Annotated in this window: 19 protein-coding genes; 11 read left to right on the top strand and 8 right to left on the bottom strand. The window is 72.1% G+C overall.

Features of this window, described 5'->3' with window-relative positions; genetic code table 11:
* Nucleotides 1-27 precede the first annotated feature (27 nt).
* Genes kdsA through ABL310_RS11035 form a run of 3 tightly spaced genes read right to left on the bottom strand, consistent with a single transcriptional unit; the run spans nt 28 to nt 3,077 of the window.
* The gene (gene kdsA / locus ABL310_RS11045) at nt 28-879 is read right to left on the bottom strand and encodes a 3-deoxy-8-phosphooctulonate synthase (RefSeq protein ID WP_349371729.1); all 852 of its coding nucleotides are present in this window, start codon (nt 877-879) and stop codon (nt 28-30) included.
* A gap of 51 nt (nt 880-930) precedes the next feature.
* A complete protein-coding gene (locus tag ABL310_RS11040; protein WP_349371728.1) occupies nt 931-2,112 on the bottom strand; it encodes a CoA transferase in 1,182 nt (393 codons plus the stop codon).
* A 5-nt stretch (nt 2,113-2,117) separates the two neighbouring features.
* Nucleotides 2,118-3,077: a hydroxymethylglutaryl-CoA lyase gene (locus ABL310_RS11035; RefSeq protein ID WP_349371727.1), complete on the bottom strand. Its 960-nt coding sequence runs from the start codon at nt 3,075-3,077 to the stop codon at nt 2,118-2,120.
* A gap of 301 nt (nt 3,078-3,378) precedes the next feature.
* Here ABL310_RS11035 and ABL310_RS11030 point away from each other — a divergent pair, with 301 nt between their 5' ends.
* From ABL310_RS11030 to ABL310_RS11015, 4 genes are all read left to right on the top strand, one after another.
* Nucleotides 3,379-4,356 (top strand): tripartite tricarboxylate transporter substrate-binding protein, encoded by a 978-nt coding sequence (locus tag ABL310_RS11030; RefSeq protein WP_349371726.1) that lies wholly within the window; start codon nt 3,379-3,381, stop codon nt 4,354-4,356.
* 16 nt (nt 4,357-4,372) lie between these two features.
* Complete coding sequence (locus tag ABL310_RS11025) at nt 4,373-4,816, top strand: tripartite tricarboxylate transporter TctB family protein (RefSeq protein ID WP_349371725.1); 444 nt, start codon at nt 4,373-4,375, stop codon at nt 4,814-4,816.
* Nucleotides 4,817-4,865: 49 nt separating this feature from the next.
* Nucleotides 4,866-6,398, top strand: a complete 1,533-nt coding sequence (locus ABL310_RS11020) for a tripartite tricarboxylate transporter permease (protein WP_349371724.1) — start codon at nt 4,866-4,868, stop codon at nt 6,396-6,398.
* 240 nt (nt 6,399-6,638) lie between these two features.
* On the top strand, nt 6,639-7,097 hold the full coding sequence (locus ABL310_RS11015) for a DUF2852 domain-containing protein (protein ID WP_349371723.1): 459 nt from the start codon (nt 6,639-6,641) through the stop codon (nt 7,095-7,097).
* Between the two features lies 1 nt (nt 7,098).
* Here the strand turns inward: ABL310_RS11015 and ABL310_RS11010 are convergent, their stop codons facing one another.
* On the bottom strand, nt 7,099-8,211 hold the full coding sequence (locus ABL310_RS11010) for a CaiB/BaiF CoA-transferase family protein (RefSeq protein WP_349371722.1): 1,113 nt from the start codon (nt 8,209-8,211) through the stop codon (nt 7,099-7,101).
* A 15-nt stretch (nt 8,212-8,226) separates the two neighbouring features.
* Entirely contained in the window at nt 8,227-9,225 is a 999-nt protein-coding gene (locus ABL310_RS11005) for an AEC family transporter (protein ID WP_349371721.1), read from the bottom strand.
* Between the two features lie 160 nt (nt 9,226-9,385).
* Between ABL310_RS11005 and ABL310_RS11000 the strand changes: the two genes are divergently transcribed.
* From ABL310_RS11000 to ABL310_RS10975, 6 genes are all read left to right on the top strand, one after another.
* Entirely contained in the window at nt 9,386-10,426 is a 1,041-nt protein-coding gene (locus tag ABL310_RS11000; protein ID WP_349371720.1) for a CoA ester lyase, read from the top strand.
* A 168-nt stretch (nt 10,427-10,594) separates the two neighbouring features.
* On the top strand, nt 10,595-11,722 hold the full coding sequence (locus ABL310_RS10995) for an isoprenylcysteine carboxylmethyltransferase family protein (protein ID WP_349371719.1): 1,128 nt from the start codon (nt 10,595-10,597) through the stop codon (nt 11,720-11,722).
* Nucleotides 11,723-11,877: 155 nt separating this feature from the next.
* On the top strand, nt 11,878-12,207 hold the full coding sequence (hspQ, locus tag ABL310_RS10990) for a heat shock protein HspQ (RefSeq protein WP_349371718.1): 330 nt from the start codon (nt 11,878-11,880) through the stop codon (nt 12,205-12,207).
* 91 nt (nt 12,208-12,298) lie between these two features.
* Nucleotides 12,299-13,930 carry a thiamine pyrophosphate-binding protein gene (locus tag ABL310_RS10985; RefSeq protein WP_349371717.1) on the top strand — a complete coding sequence of 544 codons (1,632 nt, stop codon included), beginning with the start codon at nt 12,299-12,301 and terminating at the stop codon, nt 13,928-13,930.
* 139 nt (nt 13,931-14,069) lie between these two features.
* Nucleotides 14,070-15,506 carry an FAD-dependent oxidoreductase gene (locus ABL310_RS10980; RefSeq protein ID WP_349371716.1) on the top strand — a complete coding sequence of 479 codons (1,437 nt, stop codon included), beginning with the start codon at nt 14,070-14,072 and terminating at the stop codon, nt 15,504-15,506.
* A gap of 11 nt (nt 15,507-15,517) precedes the next feature.
* Nucleotides 15,518-15,991, top strand: coding sequence for a YHS domain-containing (seleno)protein (locus ABL310_RS10975; RefSeq protein ID WP_349371715.1), 474 nt, complete (start codon nt 15,518-15,520; stop codon nt 15,989-15,991).
* A 9-nt stretch (nt 15,992-16,000) separates the two neighbouring features.
* Here ABL310_RS10975 and ABL310_RS10970 read toward each other — a convergent pair whose 3' ends face one another.
* Nucleotides 16,001-16,708, bottom strand: coding sequence for a GNAT family protein (locus ABL310_RS10970; RefSeq protein ID WP_349371714.1), 708 nt, complete (start codon nt 16,706-16,708; stop codon nt 16,001-16,003).
* A 76-nt stretch (nt 16,709-16,784) separates the two neighbouring features.
* Nucleotides 16,785-16,943 (bottom strand): hypothetical protein, encoded by a 159-nt coding sequence (locus ABL310_RS10965; protein WP_349371713.1) that lies wholly within the window; start codon nt 16,941-16,943, stop codon nt 16,785-16,787.
* A gap of 156 nt (nt 16,944-17,099) precedes the next feature.
* Between ABL310_RS10965 and ABL310_RS10960 the strand changes: the two genes are divergently transcribed.
* On the top strand, nt 17,100-18,200 hold the full coding sequence (locus ABL310_RS10960) for a LacI family DNA-binding transcriptional regulator (RefSeq protein WP_349371712.1): 1,101 nt from the start codon (nt 17,100-17,102) through the stop codon (nt 18,198-18,200).
* Between the two features lie 25 nt (nt 18,201-18,225).
* On the opposite strand, the gene ABL310_RS10955 is transcribed toward ABL310_RS10960, so the two are convergent.
* Nucleotides 18,226-19,347, bottom strand: a complete 1,122-nt coding sequence (locus tag ABL310_RS10955) for a Gfo/Idh/MocA family oxidoreductase (protein WP_349371711.1) — start codon at nt 19,345-19,347, stop codon at nt 18,226-18,228.
* Between the last annotated feature and the right edge of the window lie 87 nt (nt 19,348-19,434).

Here is a 19,434-nt window from a genome sequence, read left to right as displayed (position 1 = left end):
CGGACGGCGCGCACCGGCGCCGCGGCGTCACCGCCCACGCCGCCCCTTCGCCAGCCGGTCGAACGCCATCAGCTCGGCGAGCAGGTCCTCCATCTCGGCGAGGCGGACCATGTTGGGGCCGTCGGAGGGCGCGCGCTCGGGGGCCTCGTGGGTCTCGACGAAGACGCCCGCGACGCCCACCGCCACGGCGGCGCGGGCGAGGACGGGGACGAACTCGCGCTGGCCGCCGGAGGTGGCCCCCTGCCCGCCCGGCTGCTGCACGGAATGGGTGGCGTCGAAGATCACCGGCGCGCCCGTCGTCCGCGCCATGATCGGCAGCGCGCGCATGTCGGAGACGAGGGTGTTGTAGCCGAAGGAAACGCCGCGCTCGGTGGCGAGCACGTTCGGATTGCCGGCGCCGACCACCTTGGCCACCACGTTCGCCATGTCCCAGGGGGCCAGAAACTGGCCCTTCTTGACGTTGACGACCCGCCCCGTCGCCGCGGCGGCGAGGAGGAGGTCGGTCTGGCGGCAGAGGAAGGCGGGGATCTGCAGGATGTCGACCGCCTCGGCGACGGGGGCGCACTGCGCCCCCTCGTGCACGTCGGTCAGCGTGGGCAGCCCCAGGCTCTCGCGGATCTCGGCGAAGACCGGGAGCGCGGCGGAGAGCCCCATCCCGCGCGCCGAGCCCGCCGAGGTGCGGTTCGCCTTATCGAAGGACGACTTGTAGACGAGCCCGATGCCGAGGCGCTCGGCGATCTCCTTGAGCGCGGCGGCCGTCTCGAGGGCGTGGGCGCGGCTCTCCATGGCGCAGGGGCCGGCGATCAGCGCGAGCGGGAGGTCGTTGCCGAAGCGCACGGAGCCGGCGGCGACGACGGGGGCGGCTTTGGTGTCGGTCATGCGCGCGGCTCTAGCCGGTATCGGCGGCGGCGGCAAGGCGGCGCCCGCGCCTCACACCACCCCCGCCTCGCGGAAGCGCGCGATCTCGTCCGCCGAGAACCCGGCCTGCGCCAGGACGGCCTCGGTGTCGGCGCCGAGATCCGGGGCCGGGCGGTTGATGCGGCAGGGGGTCTGCGACAGCTTGACGGGAAAGCCTGTCATCCGCACCACGCCGTGACCGGGATGGGGCACGTCGAGCACCATCTCCTGCGCCGCCACCTGCGGGTCCTCGACCACCTCGGCCAGCGTCTGGACGCGCCCGCAGGGGACGCCGGCGGCGTTGAGGCGGGCGATCCAGACGTCCTGGGTCTCGTGACGCATGGCCTCGTCGATGAGCGCGTTGAGCGCGCGGCGATGCGCCACGCGGTCGGCGTTGGTGGCGAAGCGCGGCTCGTCGAGCAGGTGCTCGAGCCCGATCGTCTTCATGAAGCGGTGCAGGATCGGCGCGGTGGAGGGCGCCACCGCCACGCCGCCGTCGGACGCCTGGAACAGGCCGTAGGGCGAGGCGACGGGATGGTCGTTGCCGGTGGGCGGAGGGCTCGCGCCGGTGGCGAGCTGGGCGGCCGAGAGATAGGCCAGCATCGAGACCATGCCCATCATCATGGAGGATTCGACCGCCTGGCCGCGTCCGTCCCGGTCGCGCACGCGCAGGGCCGCCAGCACGCCGAAGGCGGCGTAGAGGCCCGCCACGAGATCGGTGATCGGCGGGGCGCAGCGCAGGGGGCCCGTCTCGGGCGTGCCGTTCGCCGCCATGAAGCCCGACATCGCCTGGGCGATGAAGTCGAAGGCGGGGCGCTCGGCATAAGGGCCGGTCGAGCCGTAGCCGTTGACGCTCGCCACGACGAGGCGCGGGTTGAGCCGCTCGCGCGCGGCCTCGCCGAGGCCGAGCTTGTCGAGGACGCCCGGACGGAAGTTCTCGACGAGCACGTCGGCGCCCTCCACCAGCCGGTGGAGGATCGCCTTGCCCTCCTCCGAGCGCAGGTCGAGGGTGATCGAGCGCTTGTTGCGGTTGAAGCTCGCGAAGTACCAGGACATTCCCTCGACGATCGCGCCCTGGCCCCGGACGTGATCGCCTTCGGGAGCCTCGATCTTTATCACGTCGGCGCCGAGATCTCCGAGCAGCATCGAGCAGAACGGGCCCGACAGGATGCGGGTGAGGTCGACGACCTTCACCCCGGCCAGAGGCTGGTCCATCGCGCTCACCCCGCAGCCGTGGCGACGGCGTCCACGGAATGGCGGGTGAGGCGCGGGCCGGCCTTCATCACCTGCCCGGGCAGCTCGCGGCCGATGGCGCGCTCGGTGCGCTTCGCCGCCGCGATCAGCGCGTCGAGGTCGATGCCGGTCTCGTAGCCCGATTCGTGCAGCAGGTAGACGAGGTCCTCCGTGCAGATGTTGCCGGTGGCGCCGGCGGCGAAGGGGCAGCCGCCGAGCCCGCCGACGGAGGAATCGTAGCGGGTGATCCCCTCCGCGAGCCCGACCATGACGTTGGCGAGTCCGACGCCGCGGGTGTTGTGGAAGTGCAGCGTCGCAATCATCTCGGGCACCGCCTCGCGCAAGGCGGCCAGCACGGCGCGGACCGTCAGCGGCGTGGCCATGCCGGTCGTGTCGCCGAGATTGAGGTCGACGATGCCGAGATCGCGGTAGAAGCGCGCGATCTTCACGACGGCCTGCGGATCGACCTCGCCCTCGAAGGGGCAGCCGAAGGCGGTGGCGACGCCGCCCTGGACGCGCTTGCCGGCGGCCCTGGCGATCTCGACTACGGGCGGGAAGCGCGCCAGCGTCTCGTCCACCGAGGCGTTGACGTTCTTGCGCGAATGGGTCTCGGAGGCCGAGCAGAACAGGCCCATCACGTCGACCTGCGTGCGCGCCGCGCGCTCGGCGCCGCGCGCGTTCGGCACGAGCGCCGTGAGGACGAGCCCCGGCGTGCGCTCGATTCCCGCGAGCACGTCCTCGGCGTCGGCGAGCTGCGGCACCGCGCGGGGCGAGACGAAGGAGGTGGCCTGGATCTTCCGGATGCCGGATCTCGCCAGCGCGTTGACGATGGCGATCTTCTCGGCGGTGGGGATGAAGGTCCGCTCGATCTGGAAGCCGTCGCGGGGCCCGACCTCGCAGACCTCGATGGTGGCGCCCTCGGGCACGGGATGCACAGCCTCGGCCATGACCGTTCCTTTCCTGTCCTGCGGATCGGGGGACCATACACGAGCGCGGACCCCGTCGCCGCGCGTTTTCGCCCATCCGACCTCGTCGGGAAACCAGAATCGCCGAAATCTCCCGCCGGATACGGACCGGCGCGCGCACCAATGCTGCAACCACCCTCTCGAATCGGTAATTTTTCCCCCGGGTCGGCGGCATCCGCGGCCAGAGCGGCTTGACCGGTGGCGAAGGCAGGTGTCTTCTTGCCGCCAGCCAAGAACGCGGCCCGCCTCTCCGAGCGGGCCCGCAAGAAGTGGAGGAAGCAAGATGATGTTGAAGCGCCTCGCGCCGGCGGCGACCGCCGTCGCCCTGTTCGCGACCCCGGTCGCGGCCTTCGAGCCCACGAACGTCGAGTGCATCGCCCCCGCCAATCCGGGCGGCGGCTGGGACTTCACCTGCCGTACGGTGGGCCGCATCCTCGACGAGCAGGACCTCGTTCCGGGCTCGGTCCAGGTCACCAACATGCCGGGCGCGGTGGGCGCGGTCGCCTTCGCCAACGTCGCCTCGAAGCGCCCCGGCGACGAGAACCTCATCGTCGCGACCTCGACGGTGGGCATCACCCAGATCGCGCAGGGGCGCTATCCGTCCGGCCTCGACACGATGCGCTGGATCGGCATGCTCGGCGCCGACGTCGGCACGCTGATGGTGCCGGCCGACTCGGACTACGCCGACGCCAACGCCCTGCTCGAGGCGGTGAAGGCCGATCCGACCTCCGTCGTGCTCGGCGGCTCCTCCGCCATCGGCGGCTGGGACCACCTGCGCTTCCTGATGATGGCCCAGGAGGCCGGCGTGCCGGAGGATCAGCTCGGGCAGATCCGCTGGGTCGAGTTCTCCGGCGGCGGCGACGCCGTGACCCAGATGATGGGCGGCCACATCGACGCGGTGCTCACCGACATCGGCGAGATCGGCGGCTTCATCCAGTCCGGCGACGTCAAGCCGCTCGCGGTGATGGCGGACGAGCGCCTGCCGGCCTATCCGGACATCGCGACCGCGACCGAGCAGGGCATCCCGGCCGTCGGCTACAATTGGCGCGGCTTCTACACGGGCGGCGACGTCTCCGACGAGGCCTACCAGGGCTGGGTCGACATCCTCGACGAGCTCTACGACAGCGAGGCCTGGCAGGAGGCCGCCGTGTCCTCCGGCCTCACCCCGATCTGGCGCGGCGGCGCGGAGTTCGAGGCGTTCGTCCGGGAGAGCGAGGAGCGCACGCGCGCGATCTCCAAGGCCATCGGCGTGATCGACTGATCGAAGGACGACGCTCGTGGCGCAATCCCGCTGGAGCGACCGCATCGCGGGGGCGATCTTTCTCGCCCTCGCGATCTGGTACTGGATCGAGGCCGGCTCCTACGCGGTGCGCTTCGGCGACCCGGCCGGCCCGTCCTTCTTTCCGCGCATGGTCGCGGTGCCGATGGGCGTGTTCGCCCTGTTCCTGATCGTGCGCCCGGACGCGGACCCGGTCTGGTTCCGCTGGCCCCAGGTCCTCGCCCAGGCCGCGACGCTCGCGGTCCTGTTCGGCTATCCGATGGCGATCGAGCCCCTCGGCTTCCCGATCTCGACGCTGATCGCGACGATGCTGCTGGCCAAGATCCTGGGCGCGACCTGGCTGCAGGCGGTGCTGCTCGGCGCCGGGATGGGCTTCGGCCTGTTCTTCCTCTTCGACGCGGGCTTCGGCCTGCCGCTGCCGGCGGGGCCGATCTTCGGCTGAGCCGCCCCCCGACCGCTTTCGGCGGCCGTCGCACACGGGACAAACGCGCGTGGACATTCTCGGCTATCTCCTCATCGGCTTCGCCGAGGCGCTGACGCCCCAGAACCTCGCGCTCGCGCTGATCGGCTGCTTCATCGGCACCATCGTCGGCGCGCTGCCGGGGCTGGGGCCCGTCAACGGCGTGGCGGTGCTGATCCCGCTGGCCTTCTCCCTCGACCTGCCGCCGGGCTCCTCGCTGATCCTGCTGACGTGCGTCTATTACGGCTGCATGTACGGCGGGCGCATCTCGTCGATCATGCTCAACATCCCCGGCGACGAGCCGGCGATGATGACGTGTCTCGACGGCTACCCGATGGCGAAGTCCGGCAAGGCGCCCGAAGCGCTCGCCATCTCCGGCATCGCCTCGTTCACCGGCGCATTCATCGCCACGATCGGCCTGATGCTGTTCGCGCCGCTGCTCGTGCGCTTCGCGATCCATTTCGGCCCGGCGGAATATTTCGCGCTCTTCGTCATGGCCTTCGCCACGATCGGCGGCATCACCGGCGCGAACCCGGCCAAGACGCTGATCGCGGCGACGATCGGGCTGGCGCTCGGCGCGGTCGGCATCGACCCGCAATCGGGCGTGCCGCGCTTCACCTTCGGCTCGTTCCACCTCTTCGACGGCTTCCATCCCATCGTGGCGCTGGTGGGCCTGTTCGCCATCTCCGAGGTGCTGATCATGCTCGAGCAGCAGATGCACGAGCGGTCGCAGGCCATCAAGGTGAACCGCGCCTTCGCGCGCTGGAGCGACATCAAGCCGACCTTCCCGGCGATGCTGCGCTCCTCCGGCGTCGGCTTCATCGCGGGCGTGCTGCCCGGTGCGGGCGCCTCGCTCGGCTCGTTCCTGGCCTACACGATGGAGAAGCGCTACTCGGACAAGAAGGGCACCTTCGGCACGGGCGACCCGCGCGGCGTCGCGGCGCCGGAGGCGGGCAACAATTCCGCCGCCGGCGGCGCGCTGGTGCCGATGCTGGCGCTCGGGGTTCCCGGCTCGGGCACGACCGCGGTGCTGCTGGCGCTGCTGATCTCGCTCAACATCCAGCCGGGGCCGCTGCTGTTCCAGAACCAGCCGGACATCGTCTGGGGCCTGATCGCCTCCTTGTTCATCGCCAACCTCGTGCTGCTGGTGCTCAACCTGCCGCTGGTCGGCGTGTTCACGCGCATGCTGGCGGTCCCGCTCTGGGCCCTGATGCCGCTCGTGGTGATGGTGTCGTTCGTGGGCATCTACTCGATCTCGAACTCCTCCTTCGACCTGATGGTGATGGTCGCCTTCGGCGTGGTCGGCTTCGTCCTGCGCAAGCTCGACATCTCGCTCGTGCCGGTGGTGCTGGGCCTGCTGCTCTGCCGCGAGATGGAGAGCTCGCTGCGGCGCGCCCTGTCGATCTCGGGCGGCGACCCGTGGATCCTGGTTCAGAGCAACATCTCGATCGGGCTCTACACGGCCACCGCCCTGTTCCTGGCGACCGCGGTCTTCCTGTCGATGCGCAAGCGCCGCGAGGCGAGGATCAGCCGGGAGGTGGAGGACGAGTACGTCGGAGATTGATCCCTTCCGGATCGATCCCGGCTCGCGCGCCGCCCTCCCGCTCCGCCCCCGCCTCGGCTGTCTCGCCCTTCGCCCTCCCGGCGAGGGGCTCGCGCTCGAACGGCGGCGCCCGCCTCCGCGAATGTCCCGATCCGAAATCGGCGCCCCCGCCCTTGACGCCGACGCGTCGCGACCGAATGTAAATGTTCGTAACATTAACATGCGTACCCGACCCTGCGTACCCGAACCGGAGATCCCGCCATGACCACCCTCGCGACGTCGACACACGTCCCCTTCGCCGCCCCCGCATCACGCGGCAAGCTGTTCCGCAACGGCTGGGAGATCGCCTGGATGGTGATCGCCTTCGTCGTGTTCTGGCCGGCGGGCCTCGCCCTCGTCGCCTACTACAAGTGGAGACCCGACATGAGCCGCATGACCCGCCGCGCCGAGCGCGCCGCCCGCCGGTCGTTCCCGGCCGCCGCCGATTTCGTCGCGCGCCGGGCCGAGCCCGCCTCCTCGGGCAACAGCGCCTTCGACGCCTATCGCGACGAGGTGCTCGCCCGCCTGGAGGCGGAGCGGCGCAAGCTCGACGCGGAGCAGCGCGCCTTCGGCGACTTCCTCGAGGAGCTGCGCCGGCAGAAGGACCGGGAGGCGTTCGACCGGTTCATGGCCTCGCGCCGCGCCGGCCCGCAGGACGGTGACGGCGTGACCAACGCCTAAGCTAGTCCGCAGGACGCCTCGGCTCGGCGACGGGCCGGGGCGTCGTTCGCGCGCGACGCAGCCCCTCGGGCAGCGGCACGTGCGCGAGCGGCATGGCGAGGCCGTCCCAGACCGCCTCGCCCCGGAACAGCCCGCGCGCCGCGAAATGCGGATCGGCCGCGGCTTCCTCCAGCGAGCGAACGACCGTGGCGCAGCAATCGAGCGGCTCCAGCGTCGCGCGCCAATGGGCGGCGTCGCGCGAGCGGATGATGGCGGCGACGCGCGCCCTGGTCGCCTGCGGGTCGCGGCGGTCGTCGCGCAGGTCCGGCTCGAGGCCGAGGCCTTCGCAGGCGCGCGCCCAGAACTTGTCCTCCAGCGCGCCCAGCGCGAGAAAACGCCCGTCCGCCGTGGCGTAGAGGCCGTAGCGGGGGCTGCCGCCGGTGAGGAGCCCCTGGTGCGGCCCGGGCGCCGCGCCCGTCGCGGCCGTCTGCGCCTTCGCGAGCCAGGCGAAGCTCGCCATGGCGTCGCTCATGGCGATGTCGAGGAAGGCCCCCTCCCCCGTCAGGTCGCGCTGGCGCAGCGCCAGCAGGATCGCGATCACCGCCGGCATGGCGCCGCCGGCGATGTCGGCGACGAGGGCGGCCGGCGTCGCGGGATGATCGGGGGAGCCGGGCGCCTGCGACAGAACGCCGGTCAGCGCCTGGTAGTTGATGTCGTGCCCCGCCTCCTGCGCCCGCGGGCCCTCCTGGCCGTAGCCGGTGATGGCGCAGTAGATCAGGCGCGGGTTGATCGCCCGCACGTCGTCCCAGCCGAGCCCGAGGCGCGCCATCACCCCGGGGCGCATCTGCTCGACGAGGACGTCGGCCTGCGCGAGGAGCGGCGCGAGGCGCGCGCGGTCGGCCTCGTCCTTCAGGTCGAGAGACAGGATCTCCTTGCCGGCGTTGAGCATGGCGAAGGGGACCGAGCGGCCGTCGACGTGCGGGGCGAAGCCGCGCATGTCCTCGCCGCCGGGGCGCTCGATCTTGATCACCCGGGCGCCGGCCTCGGCCAGCGTCAGGGTGGCGAGGGGGCCGGGCAGCAGGGTCGAGAAATCGAGGACGGTCACGCCCTCGAGCGGCAGGCGGCGTGCGGTCATCGGCCTTCCCTTCCGTCAGAACAGGTCGTGCGGCAGGATGCCCGTCTCGATCAGGTAGAGGAAGCCCGTCAGCGTCACGACCGAGCCGATCGTGCCGACGAGGACGCAGGCCGAGGCGCGCTCGACGCCGACCCCGTACTGGGTCGAGATCACGAAGATGTTGAGCGCCGGCGGCAGCGCGGCCATGACGATCGCCGCGAAGACCCAGGCCGGGGCGAAGTCGCCGACGACGGAGAGCAGCAGCCAGACGATCAGCGGATGAGCCACGAGCTTGACGAAGACGAGGGCCGGCACCTCCGGGGGGACGCGCGGGGGCGGCTTCGTCTCGCCCGGCTTCTGCTTCGGCTTCGGGCTCAGCGCCACGGTGACGCCGAGCAGGAAGAGCGCGCAGGGCGCGGCGGCGTTGGAGAGCCACGTCACCATCTTGTCGATGGCGGAGGGGGGCGTCCACTGGAAGTAGCTCGCCGTGACGCCGATCACGACGGCGACGTTGAAGGGGTGCGTGACGATTCGGTAGGCCACCGACCCCGCGGTGGCGAGGAAGCCCTTCCGCTCGAGACCCGCCACCGCCATCAGCAGCGGGATGAGCGAGAACAGAAGCAGCGAATCGAACACGAAGATCAGGATCACCGGCGGCGTCGCCGCGGGCCCGAGGGCGGCGAGGACGAGGGGCGGGCCCATGTAGCCGATGTTGGAATAGGAGCCGGCGACGCCCTGCATCACCGCCTGGGGCATGTCGCGGGTGTGGAACAGGCCGATGGCGAAGGCGAGGGAGAAGGCGATGTAGGTGGAGAGCGTGGTGACCGCGACGAAGGGCCAGTTCGTCAATTCGGAGAGCGGCTTGTCCGCGATCAGCCGGAAGAACAGGGCCGGCAGCGCGATGTAGATCAGGAAGAACTGCATCCACGCGAGGCCGCCGGCCGGGCGCGTGACGAGCTTGCCGCAGGCATAGCCGAGCGCGATCAGGCCGAAGAAGGGCGCGAGCAGGTCGAGGAGCCCGACGAGGTCGGACATGGGCGGTCCCGAGGTTGTGGCGACGACGCAGACGGCGGCGTATCTCGCAGGGAAACGAGGCCGCCGCAATCGCAAAAGGCGCATGGCTGCCGCCCATCGGCTAATGGTCCCGCGCCCGCCGGCGGTCTATGTCGTGCCCGGAGAGACCAGGGAGACGTCGATGAAGAGCCCCCGCCGCTTCTACCAGCCCCTCGCGCTCGGCGCGCCGGAGCCCTATCGCGAATTGCCGGTTCGGCTCGAGCGGATGATCCACTTCGTGCCGCCCCACGTCGAGAAGGTCCGCGCCAAGGTGCCCGAGCTGGTTCGCCAGGTGGACGTGGTCCTCGGCAATCTCGAGGACGCGATTCCCGCCGACGCGAAGGAGGCCGCACGCGCCGGCTTCATCGCCATGGCGCGCGACACCGAGTTCGGCGACACGGGCCTGTGGACGCGGGTCAACGCGCTCAATTCCCCGTGGCTGCTGGACGACCTCCTCGAGATCGTCGCGGCGGTGGGGAACAAGCTCGACGTGATCATGGTGCCCAAGGTCGAGGGGCCGTGGGACATCGCCTATGTCGACCAGCTGCTCGCCCAGCTCGAGGCGAAGCACGGGGTGACGAAGCCGATCCTCGTTCACGCCATCCTGGAGACGGCGGAGGGCGTGAAGAACGTCGAGGCCATCGCCGCCGCCTCGCCGCGCATGCACGGCATGAGCCTCGGCCCCGCCGATCTCGCCGCCTCGCGCGGCATGAAGACGACCCGCGTCGGCGGCGGGCATCCGGACTACCGCGTGCTGTCGGACCCCGACGGCGACGCGCCGCGGGCCGCCGCCCAGCAGGACCTGTGGCACTACACGATCGCGCGCATGGTCGACGCCTGCGTGGCGAACGGGCTGAAGGCCTTCTACGGCCCCTTCGGCGACTTCTCGGACCCGGACGCCTGCGAGGCCCAGTTCCGCAACGCCTACCTGCTCGGCTGCGCCGGGGCCTGGTCGCTGCATCCGAGCCAGATCGCCATCGCCAAGACGGTGTTCGCGCCGGAGGTGGAGGAGGTGCGCTTCGCAAGGAAGATCCTCGACGCCATGCCCGACGGCACCGGCGCCGTGATGATCGACGGCAAGATGCAGGACGACGCCACCTGGAAGCAGGCCAAGGTCATCGTCGATCTGGCGATGCTGGTGGCGCGGAAGGATCCGGAGCTCGGGGCGGCCTACGGGTTGTGAGGCGCGGACCCGGGCGCCTCGCGACGGCGCCCGGGTCGCGATCCACGTCCCGCGAGGCGGAAATTCTTCTTCACACCCGCCGCGAAGATCAGAAACGCGACGGTGCGAATCCGGGGTTGCGCCCGGCGATTCGGGCGCCCGAAAGGAAGCCGCCCGGAGGACCGCGCCGTGACCAAGCCTCGAGACGACCACGCACAGATCAAGCTGGCGCGCCGCGCCTTCTGGACCGGCGCGGCCTTCTACGGCCTGATCGCCTTCGAGTTCTTCTACATGGCGACGCCGTTCGCCGCCTGGTTCTACGCGGTCTACGGACCGGGTCTCGACCTTCTCGAAGGCGTCGGGCCGGCGAACTGGACGATCCGCTTCTTCCTGCCCCACGTCTCGGAGGCGACGTCCTCGCCGCTGATCGCCGTCCTCGAGCCGCTGGGCGCGGCGCTGTTCTTCGGCGGGCTGGCGGCGTTCGCGATCGGCGCGGTCCAGATCTACCGGGCCAAGATCAAGCGGCTGCCCGCCGTCACCGGAGGGCTCTATCGCCACGTCCGGCATCCGCAATACCTGGCGCTGATCGTGTCCGGCATCGGCATGACGCTTTTGTGGCCGCGCTTCCTGGTGCTGATCGGCACGGTCGTCGTGATCTTCGTCTACGTCGCGCTCGCGCGGGCCGAGGAGCGGCTCTGCCTCGCGACATACCCGGGATACGCCGCCTACATGGAGCGCTCGGGCATGTTCCTGCCCCGCGGCTGGCTGCCCGCCTCGCCGCTGCGGCCGGCCGGCGCGGCGGGCTTCGCGCTCGCCTTCGCCGCCGCCCTCGCGGGCGCGCTGGGACTGGCCTTCCTCCTGCGCCACCACGCCGTCGCGAGCCTCGTCGTCCGCTCGGAGCCCGAGGCGCTCTATCTCGCGGTTGCGCCCATCGACGCCGCCGCTCACGCCGAGGTCGCCGCGCTCGTCCGGACGTCGCCCGAGGCGCGGGCCCTCTTCCCCGAGGAGGGCGCGCTCATCGCCTACGTCCTGCCCCAGACGATGTATGTCGCCGAGATCCCCATGGACCTGCCCGCGGGCCGGCAATTCGGCCATTCCGTTCCCCGCGACGCGGACCCGGCGCGGTGGAAGGTGATCCTCGCGCGCCCGGAGCTGCCGGCGGGCGCGCCGCTCACGGGGCTCGCCATGCTGCGCGAGGCGGTGAACAAGACCGCGCTCCTGGAGCTGCATCTCGACCTCTCGGCCGACGCGGTCACGGCCACCCTGCCGCCCCCCGCCGCCCCCTTCTACGCCGACCATCAGGTGCCCTTGTTCTGAGACGCCCGCGCGCCGCCGACGGCGCGCTCGCCCATATCCCGGCCGGCGAGACCCGACCCGGCCTCGGGCGGCGCGGGGCACGACGAAAGCGGCGCGCGGAAATTGAAAGCCCGCGCACGCCAGCCTATGTTCCCGGGCTGGAGGTCCCGCTCTCGATGACGCTTCGTGTCGCCAAGTTCGCCATCGGCCAGGTCGTGCGCCACCGGATCTATCCGTTCCGGGGGATCATCTTCGACGTGGATCCGGTCTTCGCCAACACCGAGGAATGGTGGCTCGCCATTCCCGAGGAGGTGCGTCCGCGCAAGGACCAGCCGTTCTACCATCTGCTGGCCGAGAACGCGCAGACCGAGTACGTGGCGTACGTCTCGGAGCAGAACCTCGTGCCGGACACCTCCGACGAGCCCCTGCGCCACCCGATGGTGACGAACCTGTTCGACCGCGCCGCGGACGGGTCCTATCGGGCGAAGGCGGTGCCGGCGAACTGAGCGAACGCCGATCCCGGCCACCTGCCCCTTGAACCTCGCGCCCTCCCGGGCCAAAGCTGTGCGCCTCGACAACGACGCGAGGACGAGACGGATGACGGGCGAGAGCGCCGAGGCGACGACCGGCGGGGACGCGCTCGCGCGCATGCTGCAGGCCCACGGCGCGGGGCCGATCTTCGTTCCCGGCGGGCTGACGGGGGACCCGTTCGACGCCGCCCTCGCCCGGCTGGAGCTGGCCTACGCGCCCATCGTGGACCCGCGCGCCGCCGCCTTCGCGGCGGACGCATACGCCGAGGCGTCCGGCCGCGTCGGGCTCCTGTCGCTGCCGGCGGGGACCGACCTGACGGAGGCGGCGGGCGGGCTCGTCGCCGCGCGCGAGGCCGGGTCGCCGGTGATCGCCGTCCTTCCCGAGCCGAGCGCCTTCGAGACGAGCGTGCTCGCCGGCGCCTGCAAGGAGGTGATCCGCGTCGAGCCGGCCGCCGCCATCCCCGCCCTCGTCCGCCGCGCCTTCATCGCCGCGACGACGGGCCGGCCCGGGCCGATCGCGCTGGTCGTCCCGGCCCCGATCCGCGCCGCCGCCGAGAGCTATGCCGAGGACGATCTCGTCGAGCACGGGCGCTTCGAATCGGCGAGCGCGCTGCGCGCCCGGCCCGACCTCGAGGCGCTGCACGAGGCGGCCGAGCGGCTCGCGGCGGCCGAGCGGCCGCTCGTGCTCGCCGGCCCGGACGTGCACGTCTCTCGCGCCGCGAAGGCGCTGCAGGACCTCGCGGAGGCCTGGCGCATTCCCGTCGCGCATTCGCCCGGCGGCAAGGGCGCGGTCGCCTGCGCCTCGGCGCTGTCGGCGGGCTTCGTCGCGCCGGGCGGCGCGGCGGCGCAGGCGCTCGCCGAGGCCGACCTGATCCTCGCCATCGGCGGCGCGCTCGACGAGATCGCCGCCGCCGCGCCCGGCCTGATCCCGCGCGAGACGCCGCTCCTCGAGCTCGAGGCGCGGGCCGAGGCGATCGGGCGGGTGCGGGCCGTCACCGTGCCGCTCTGGGGCGACCCGCGGGCCGGCATCGAGGCGCTGGGCTTCCTGCTGGAGCAGGCCGGCGCGCAGATCCCGGAGGCCCGGGAGGCCTGGGCCGAGCACGTCGCCGCCGCCCGCCAGGCCGAGCGCGAGGCGAGCGCGGCGGCGCGCGCCGGCGAGGGGCTCACGCGCGCGCGCCTCGTCGCCACGCTCTCCGAGTACCTGCCGCCCGAGGGGCTGCTCGTCGTCGATCCGGGCCCCGAGGCGGAGGCGGCCTATGCCGGCTTCGAGGTGAAGCGCTGCGGGCGCGGGCTCATCGCGGCGCGCGCCGCCTCGGCGGAGGGATCGGTCTTCGCGGCGGCGATCGGAGCCGCGCTCGCGGCGCCGGGGCGCCTCGTCGTGGCGCTCGCCGGCGAGCGGGGGGCGGCGCGGGCGCTCGGCGCGCTGGAGAGCGCGCGGCGGCTGGGGCTGCCCGTCAACCTGGTCGTGGCCAATGCCGGCGCCGCGCGCGCATCGGGAGAGACCGGCGAGGGCGCGACGCCCCCGGAGCTCGCCGAGACGCGCTTCGACCGCGCCGCGCAGGGGCTCGGCTGCCTCGGCCTGCGGGCCGAGACCGCGGCCGATCTGGCGTCTTCGCTGGAGGAGGCGCTGTCGTTTCGCGACGGACCGGCGCTTCTCGACGTCGCGGTCACCGAAACCGGCGATCTCGACGCATCGTGAGAGGCGCTGACGGCCGCATCACGAAAACGGGACGACGCGTGATCCACTCGTTTGTGGCGTCCCGCGCCCGATGAGGCATTCTCCGCTCGCGACAGGCCGCCCGGCGCGGCCTCCCCGACCAGCGAGCGGAGACGAGCCCATGACCGCGATCCCCTCCGACATCCTCCACGCCGACCTCTGCATCATCGGCGGCGGATCCGGCGGCCTGTCCATCGCCGCGGGCGCGGCGCAGATGGGCGCGCGGGTCGTCCTGATCGAGAAGCACAAGATGGGCGGCGATTGCCTGAATTACGGCTGCGTGCCCTCCAAGGCGCTCATCGCCGCCGGTCACGCCGCGCAGGCGGTGCGCACCTCCGGCCGCTTCGGCGTCAACGGCCACGAGCCGGCGATCGACCACATGAGCGTGCGCCAGCACGTCCGCGACGTCATCGCTGGCATCGAGCCGCACGACAGCCCGGAGCGCTTCCGCGGCCTCGGCGTCACCGTGATCGAGGCGCCGGCGCGCTTCCTCGACGCGACGACCGTCGAGGCGGGCGGGCAGCGGATCACGGCGCGGCGCTTCGTGGTGGCGACGGGCTCCTCGCCCGCCGTGCCGCCGATCCCCGGCCTCGCCGAGACGCCCTACTTCACCAACGAGACCCTGTTCGAGAACGGCGAGAAGATCGACCACCTCGTGGTGATCGGCGGCGGGCCGATCGGGCTCGAGATGGCGCAGGCGCACCGGCGCCTCGGCTCGGCCGTGACCGTGCTCGACGCGGCGCGCGTGCTGGTGCGCGACGACGCGGAGGCGGCGTCGATCGTGCGCGACCGGCTCGCGGCGGAGGGCGTCGACATCCGCGAATACGTCAAGGTGGAGCGCATCGACCGCGCCGGCAACGGCGTCGCGGTGACGATCCTCGAGAACGGCGAGACCCGGGTGATCGAGGGCTCGCACCTCCTCGTCGCCACCGGGCGGCGGGCGAACGTCGCGGGGCTCGGCCTCGAGGAGGCGGGCATCGCCTACACGCCCCGCGGCATCCAGGTGGACGCGCGGCTGCGCACCACCAACAAGCGCGTCTTCGCCGTGGGCGACGTCGCCGGCGGGCCGCAATTCACGCATGTCGCCGGCTACCATGCGAGCGTCGTGGTGAAGCAGGCGCTGTTCCACCTGCCGGCGAAGGCGGACCATTCCGCCGTGCCGTGGGTGACCTATGCCGATCCCGAGCTCGCCCATGTCGGGCTCACCGCCGAGGAGGCGGAGAAGCGCGGCGTTCCGCACACGGTCTCGCGCTTCGCCTTCGCGGAGAACGACCGCGCCCGCGCCGAACGGGAGACGGAGGGCTTCGCCAAGGTCGTGGTGGGCAAGGGCGGGCGGGTGCTCGGCGCCACCATCGTCGGCGCGCGGGCGGGCGAATTAATCCTGCCCTGGGTGCTCGCCGTGTCGCAGAAGATGAAGATCGCCGCGGTCGCGAGCGCGATCGCGCCCTATCCGACCCTGTCGGAAGTCTCGAAGCGCGCCGCCGGCGCGCATTTCACCCCGAGCCTGTTCTCGGAGCGCACCCGCAAGGTGGTGCGCTTCCTGCAGCGCTGGACCTGAGGAGGACGATGATGACCACGCTCTCGCGCCGCACGCTTCTCGCCCTGCCGCTCGCCGTCGCCGCCGGCGCGGCCCTGCGCGCCGGCCCGGCGCACGCCGCCGCCGACCCGATCTATACGGGCCGCTTCTCGAACCTCGCCCTCGACGGCTACGACCCGGTCGCCTATTTCCGCGAGGGCCGGCCGGTGGAGGGCGTGCGGGCGCATGCGGTCGAGTGGATGGGCGCGACCTGGCGCTTCGCGACGCCCGAGAATCGCGCCGCCTTCGAGGCGAACCCGGAGGCCTACGCGCCCCAGTACGGCGGCTATTGCGCCTGGGCCACGGCCGAGGGCTACCGCGCGCCGGGAGACCCGAACTATTGGCGCATCGTCGACGGCAAGCTCTACGTGAACTTCGACGGGAACGTGCAGCGCCGCTGGGAGGCGGACATCCCCGGCTTCATCGCGAGGGCCGACGCCAACTGGCCGGCGATCCTGGACCAGTGAGCGAGCGGCTCACGCATAATCCGAGAAGGGCCTGATCTGCCGCCCGGCGGCGTCGAAGTTCGCCGGGTCGAGCCAGGCCTCGAAAGCCGCCCGGCGAGCCGGCCATTCGTGATCGAGCATGGCGAACCAGGCGGTGTCTCGGTTGCGGCCCTTGGTCACCATGTGCTGGCGGAAGATCCCCTCGAAGACGAAGCCGAAACGCAGGGCCGCGCGGCGCGAGGGGGCGTTCTCGGCATCGCATTTCCATTCGAGCCGGCGATAGCCGAGATCCTCGAAGACGTGGCGCGCCTGGAGGTAGATCGCCTCCGTGGCGCCGCGCGTGCGCGCGAGACGGGGGCCGAACAGGATCGCCCCCGTCTCGACGACGCCGTTGCGCGGATCCATCCGCATGAAGGAGACGCGCCCCTCGGCGCGGCCGGTCCCGACGTCGACGACGGCGTGGTAGATCTGGTCCTCCAGCGCGCTCTTGGCGTCGAGCCAGGCCTGGAAGGCGGCGCGGGTGGGATACGGACCGTCGGGCGTGTAGCGCCAGGCTTCCGCGTCGTCGGCGCGGGCCGCGAAGAGGTCGTCGCCGTGGCGGGCGGGATCGAGGGGCTCCAGACGCACATAACGCCCGGCGAGGGTCACTCGGCCCGGGCGTTGGCGTGCGGTCCAACCACTGAGGTCTTGTCTTATCGTCGAGCGGCCGCTGTCGGCCGTCGCGGGATCGTTCGTCATCGGCGGGAGCCCCGAGGCGCGTCTCTGAGCGCTCCTCGCACGCGCGTGTGCGCGGTGCAACCCCGCCCGACCCCGATCAGGCGCCGAGAACGGCCGCGGCGGCGACGAGGGCCGCCAGGAAGTGCATCTCGCGCCCGCGGGCGAGCCAGGGACGGCGCGCATGCGTGCTGGAGAGGGTCTCGCCGACCGCTTCGGTGCGGTCGAACCACGGATAGATGTAGGACGGAGGAATCATGGCTCTTTCTCCTGGTGTGAGCCTCGGGTGACGTGCGCGAACCGACCCTGTTCTTTTCCCCTTGAATCGATTCAAGCACGGGGCGGATATGGCACCAATGGTGCGGCGCGTCAAGAGTTCCTTGAATCGATTCACCGACCTGCTAAAAATTCGAGCATGAAGAAGGCTCGGCTCAAGGACGTGGCGGCCCTGGCGGGCGTGTCGCAAGGCACGGTGTCCAACGTGTTCAACCGCCCGGACGTGGTCCGCGAGGAGCTGCGCGAGCGCGTCCACGCGGCCGCGAAGGCGCTGGGCTTCCGCGGCCCGGCGCCGGCCGGGCGCGTGCTGCGATCGGGCCGGTCGAACCTCATCGCGGTCGTCGTGGACGCGAGCCTGCACTACATCGTCAACGACCCGTTCGGGCAGAAGCTGATCTCGGGCATCGCCGAGGTGTGCGACGCGGAGAAGATCGGGCTCACCATCGTCTCCGCCGACGCCGAGCGCACGGAGGGCTGGTCGATCGAGACGGCGATCGTCGACGGCTTCATCCTGTTCTGCATCACCGAGGACAACCAGCTCGTCGAGCTCGCGCGGCGGCGGGGGCTGCCCTTCGTCGCGGTGGATTCGGGCGCCGTCTCGGGGGCGCCCGTGGTCGACGTCGACGACCGCAAGGCGGCGGCGGAAGCGGCGCGGCACCTCCTCCGGCTCGGCCACCGGCGCATCGGCATCCTGTCGCTCGAATGCGACGAGGGGGAGCGCACGGGCTTCATCGACGAGACGCGCTTTCGCCAGATCCGCTACACGACGCCGCGCTCGCGGCTCCTCGGCTACCGCGACGCCTTCGCCGAGGCGGGCGTGCCGGCCGGGGACGTCATGGCCTACGAGTGCCTCAACGATGCGCCGAGCGTGTTCGAGGCGATCGAGGCCATGTTCGCCTCCGGCCGCGAGCCGCCCACCGCGCTCATCGCCATGTCCGATACGATGGCGCTCGCCGCCTACGGGGCGCTGCGCGCGCGCGGCCTGCGGGTCCCGGTCGACGTCTCGGTCGTCGGCTTCGACGACGTGCCGGCGGCGGAGGTCGCGAGCCCGCCGCTCACCACGATCCGCCAGCCGGTGGAGGAGAAGGGCCGCGTCGCCGCCCGGATGCTGCTCGACGGCGGCCGCGCGCACGTGATCCTGCCCACCGAGCTCGTCGTGCGCGCCTCCACGGCTCCGCCGCGTGCGGCGGGCAAGCCGAAGGCGGGGGCGGGGGCGGGCGCGGGGCGCGCGCGGGCCTGATCCGCACCGCGGACGGCGCCTCGTCTCAGCCGGGAAGCCGCACCCGGGAGCCGCCGGCGCGGGCCGAATCCGCGATGGCGTGGATGACCCGCTCGATCGACAGCGCCTGCGCGAAATCGGGCGACGCCCGGCCCTCTCCGGCGATGGCCCGCAGCAGGCCGGCGACCTCGATCGTCTTCTGGTCGTTGAAGCCGAGCCCGTGGCCGGGCGCGGGGCAGAACGCGCCGTAGGGCTCGTGGGCGGGGCCCGAGAGGATGGTGCGGGAGCCGTGGCGGGCGCGGTCGGGCTCGGCCTGGAAGAGCCGCAATTCGTTCATGCGCTCCTGGTCGAAGGCGATCATGCCGGCCGAGCCGTGGATCTCGAAGGCGAGGCGGCCCTTGCGGCCCCAGGCGACGCGCGAGGTGGTGAGCATGCCGGAAACGCCGCTCTCGAAGCGCACGAGGGCGGTGGCGATGTCCTCGTTCTCGACCGGCCCCTCCCCCGCCCCGTCCGGCATCGGCCGCGTCGCGTAGGCGGTCTGCATGTCGGCGCAGAGCGAGCGGATCGGGCCGCACAGCGCCTGGGCGAGGCTGACGAGGTGGCAGCCCATGTCGCCGAGCGCGCCGAGGCCGGCCTCCTGCGCGCGGCAGCGCCAGGACCAGGGCAGCGCCGGATCGGCCATGTAGTCCTCGTCGACGACGCCGCGGAACTGGAGGACGCGCCCGATCGCGCCCTCGGAGACGAGGCGCTCGGCATGCAGGAAGGCGGGGTTCTTGAGGTAGTTGTAGCCGACCTGGGTGACGACGCCCGCCGCCGCGGCCGCGGTCGCCATCTCCTCCGCCTCGGCGAGGGTGAGGCCGAGCGGCTTTTCGCAATAGACGTGCTTGCCGGCGGCGAAGGCGGCGAGCGCGATCTCGCGGTGGAGCTTGTTCGGGGTGGTGATCGCGACGAGGTCGACGGCGGGATCGGCGACGAGGTCGCGCCAGTCCGCGGTGGCGCGCGCGAAGCCGAACTGCCGGGCGAAGGCCTCCGCCTCGTCCGCCGGCGTGTCGCACAGGACCGCGAGACGCGGCGGCGCCACGTCCGCGAAGACGGCGCTCACAGCCCGGTAGGCGAGCGCGTGGCACTTGCCCATGAACCCGGTCCCGATCAGGCCGATGCCGACCATGGCTGGCGTCCTTTCGATTCGATGGGCTCGGATTGGAGCCGCGCGGAATGCCCGAAGGCTGGCGAGCGAGGTTTCGGGAGACGCGGC

Source organism: Salinarimonas sp., assembly GCF_040111675.1.
Lineage (GTDB): Bacteria > Pseudomonadota > Alphaproteobacteria > Rhizobiales > Beijerinckiaceae > Salinarimonas.
This window is presented reverse-complemented; position numbering and strand designations above follow the sequence as displayed.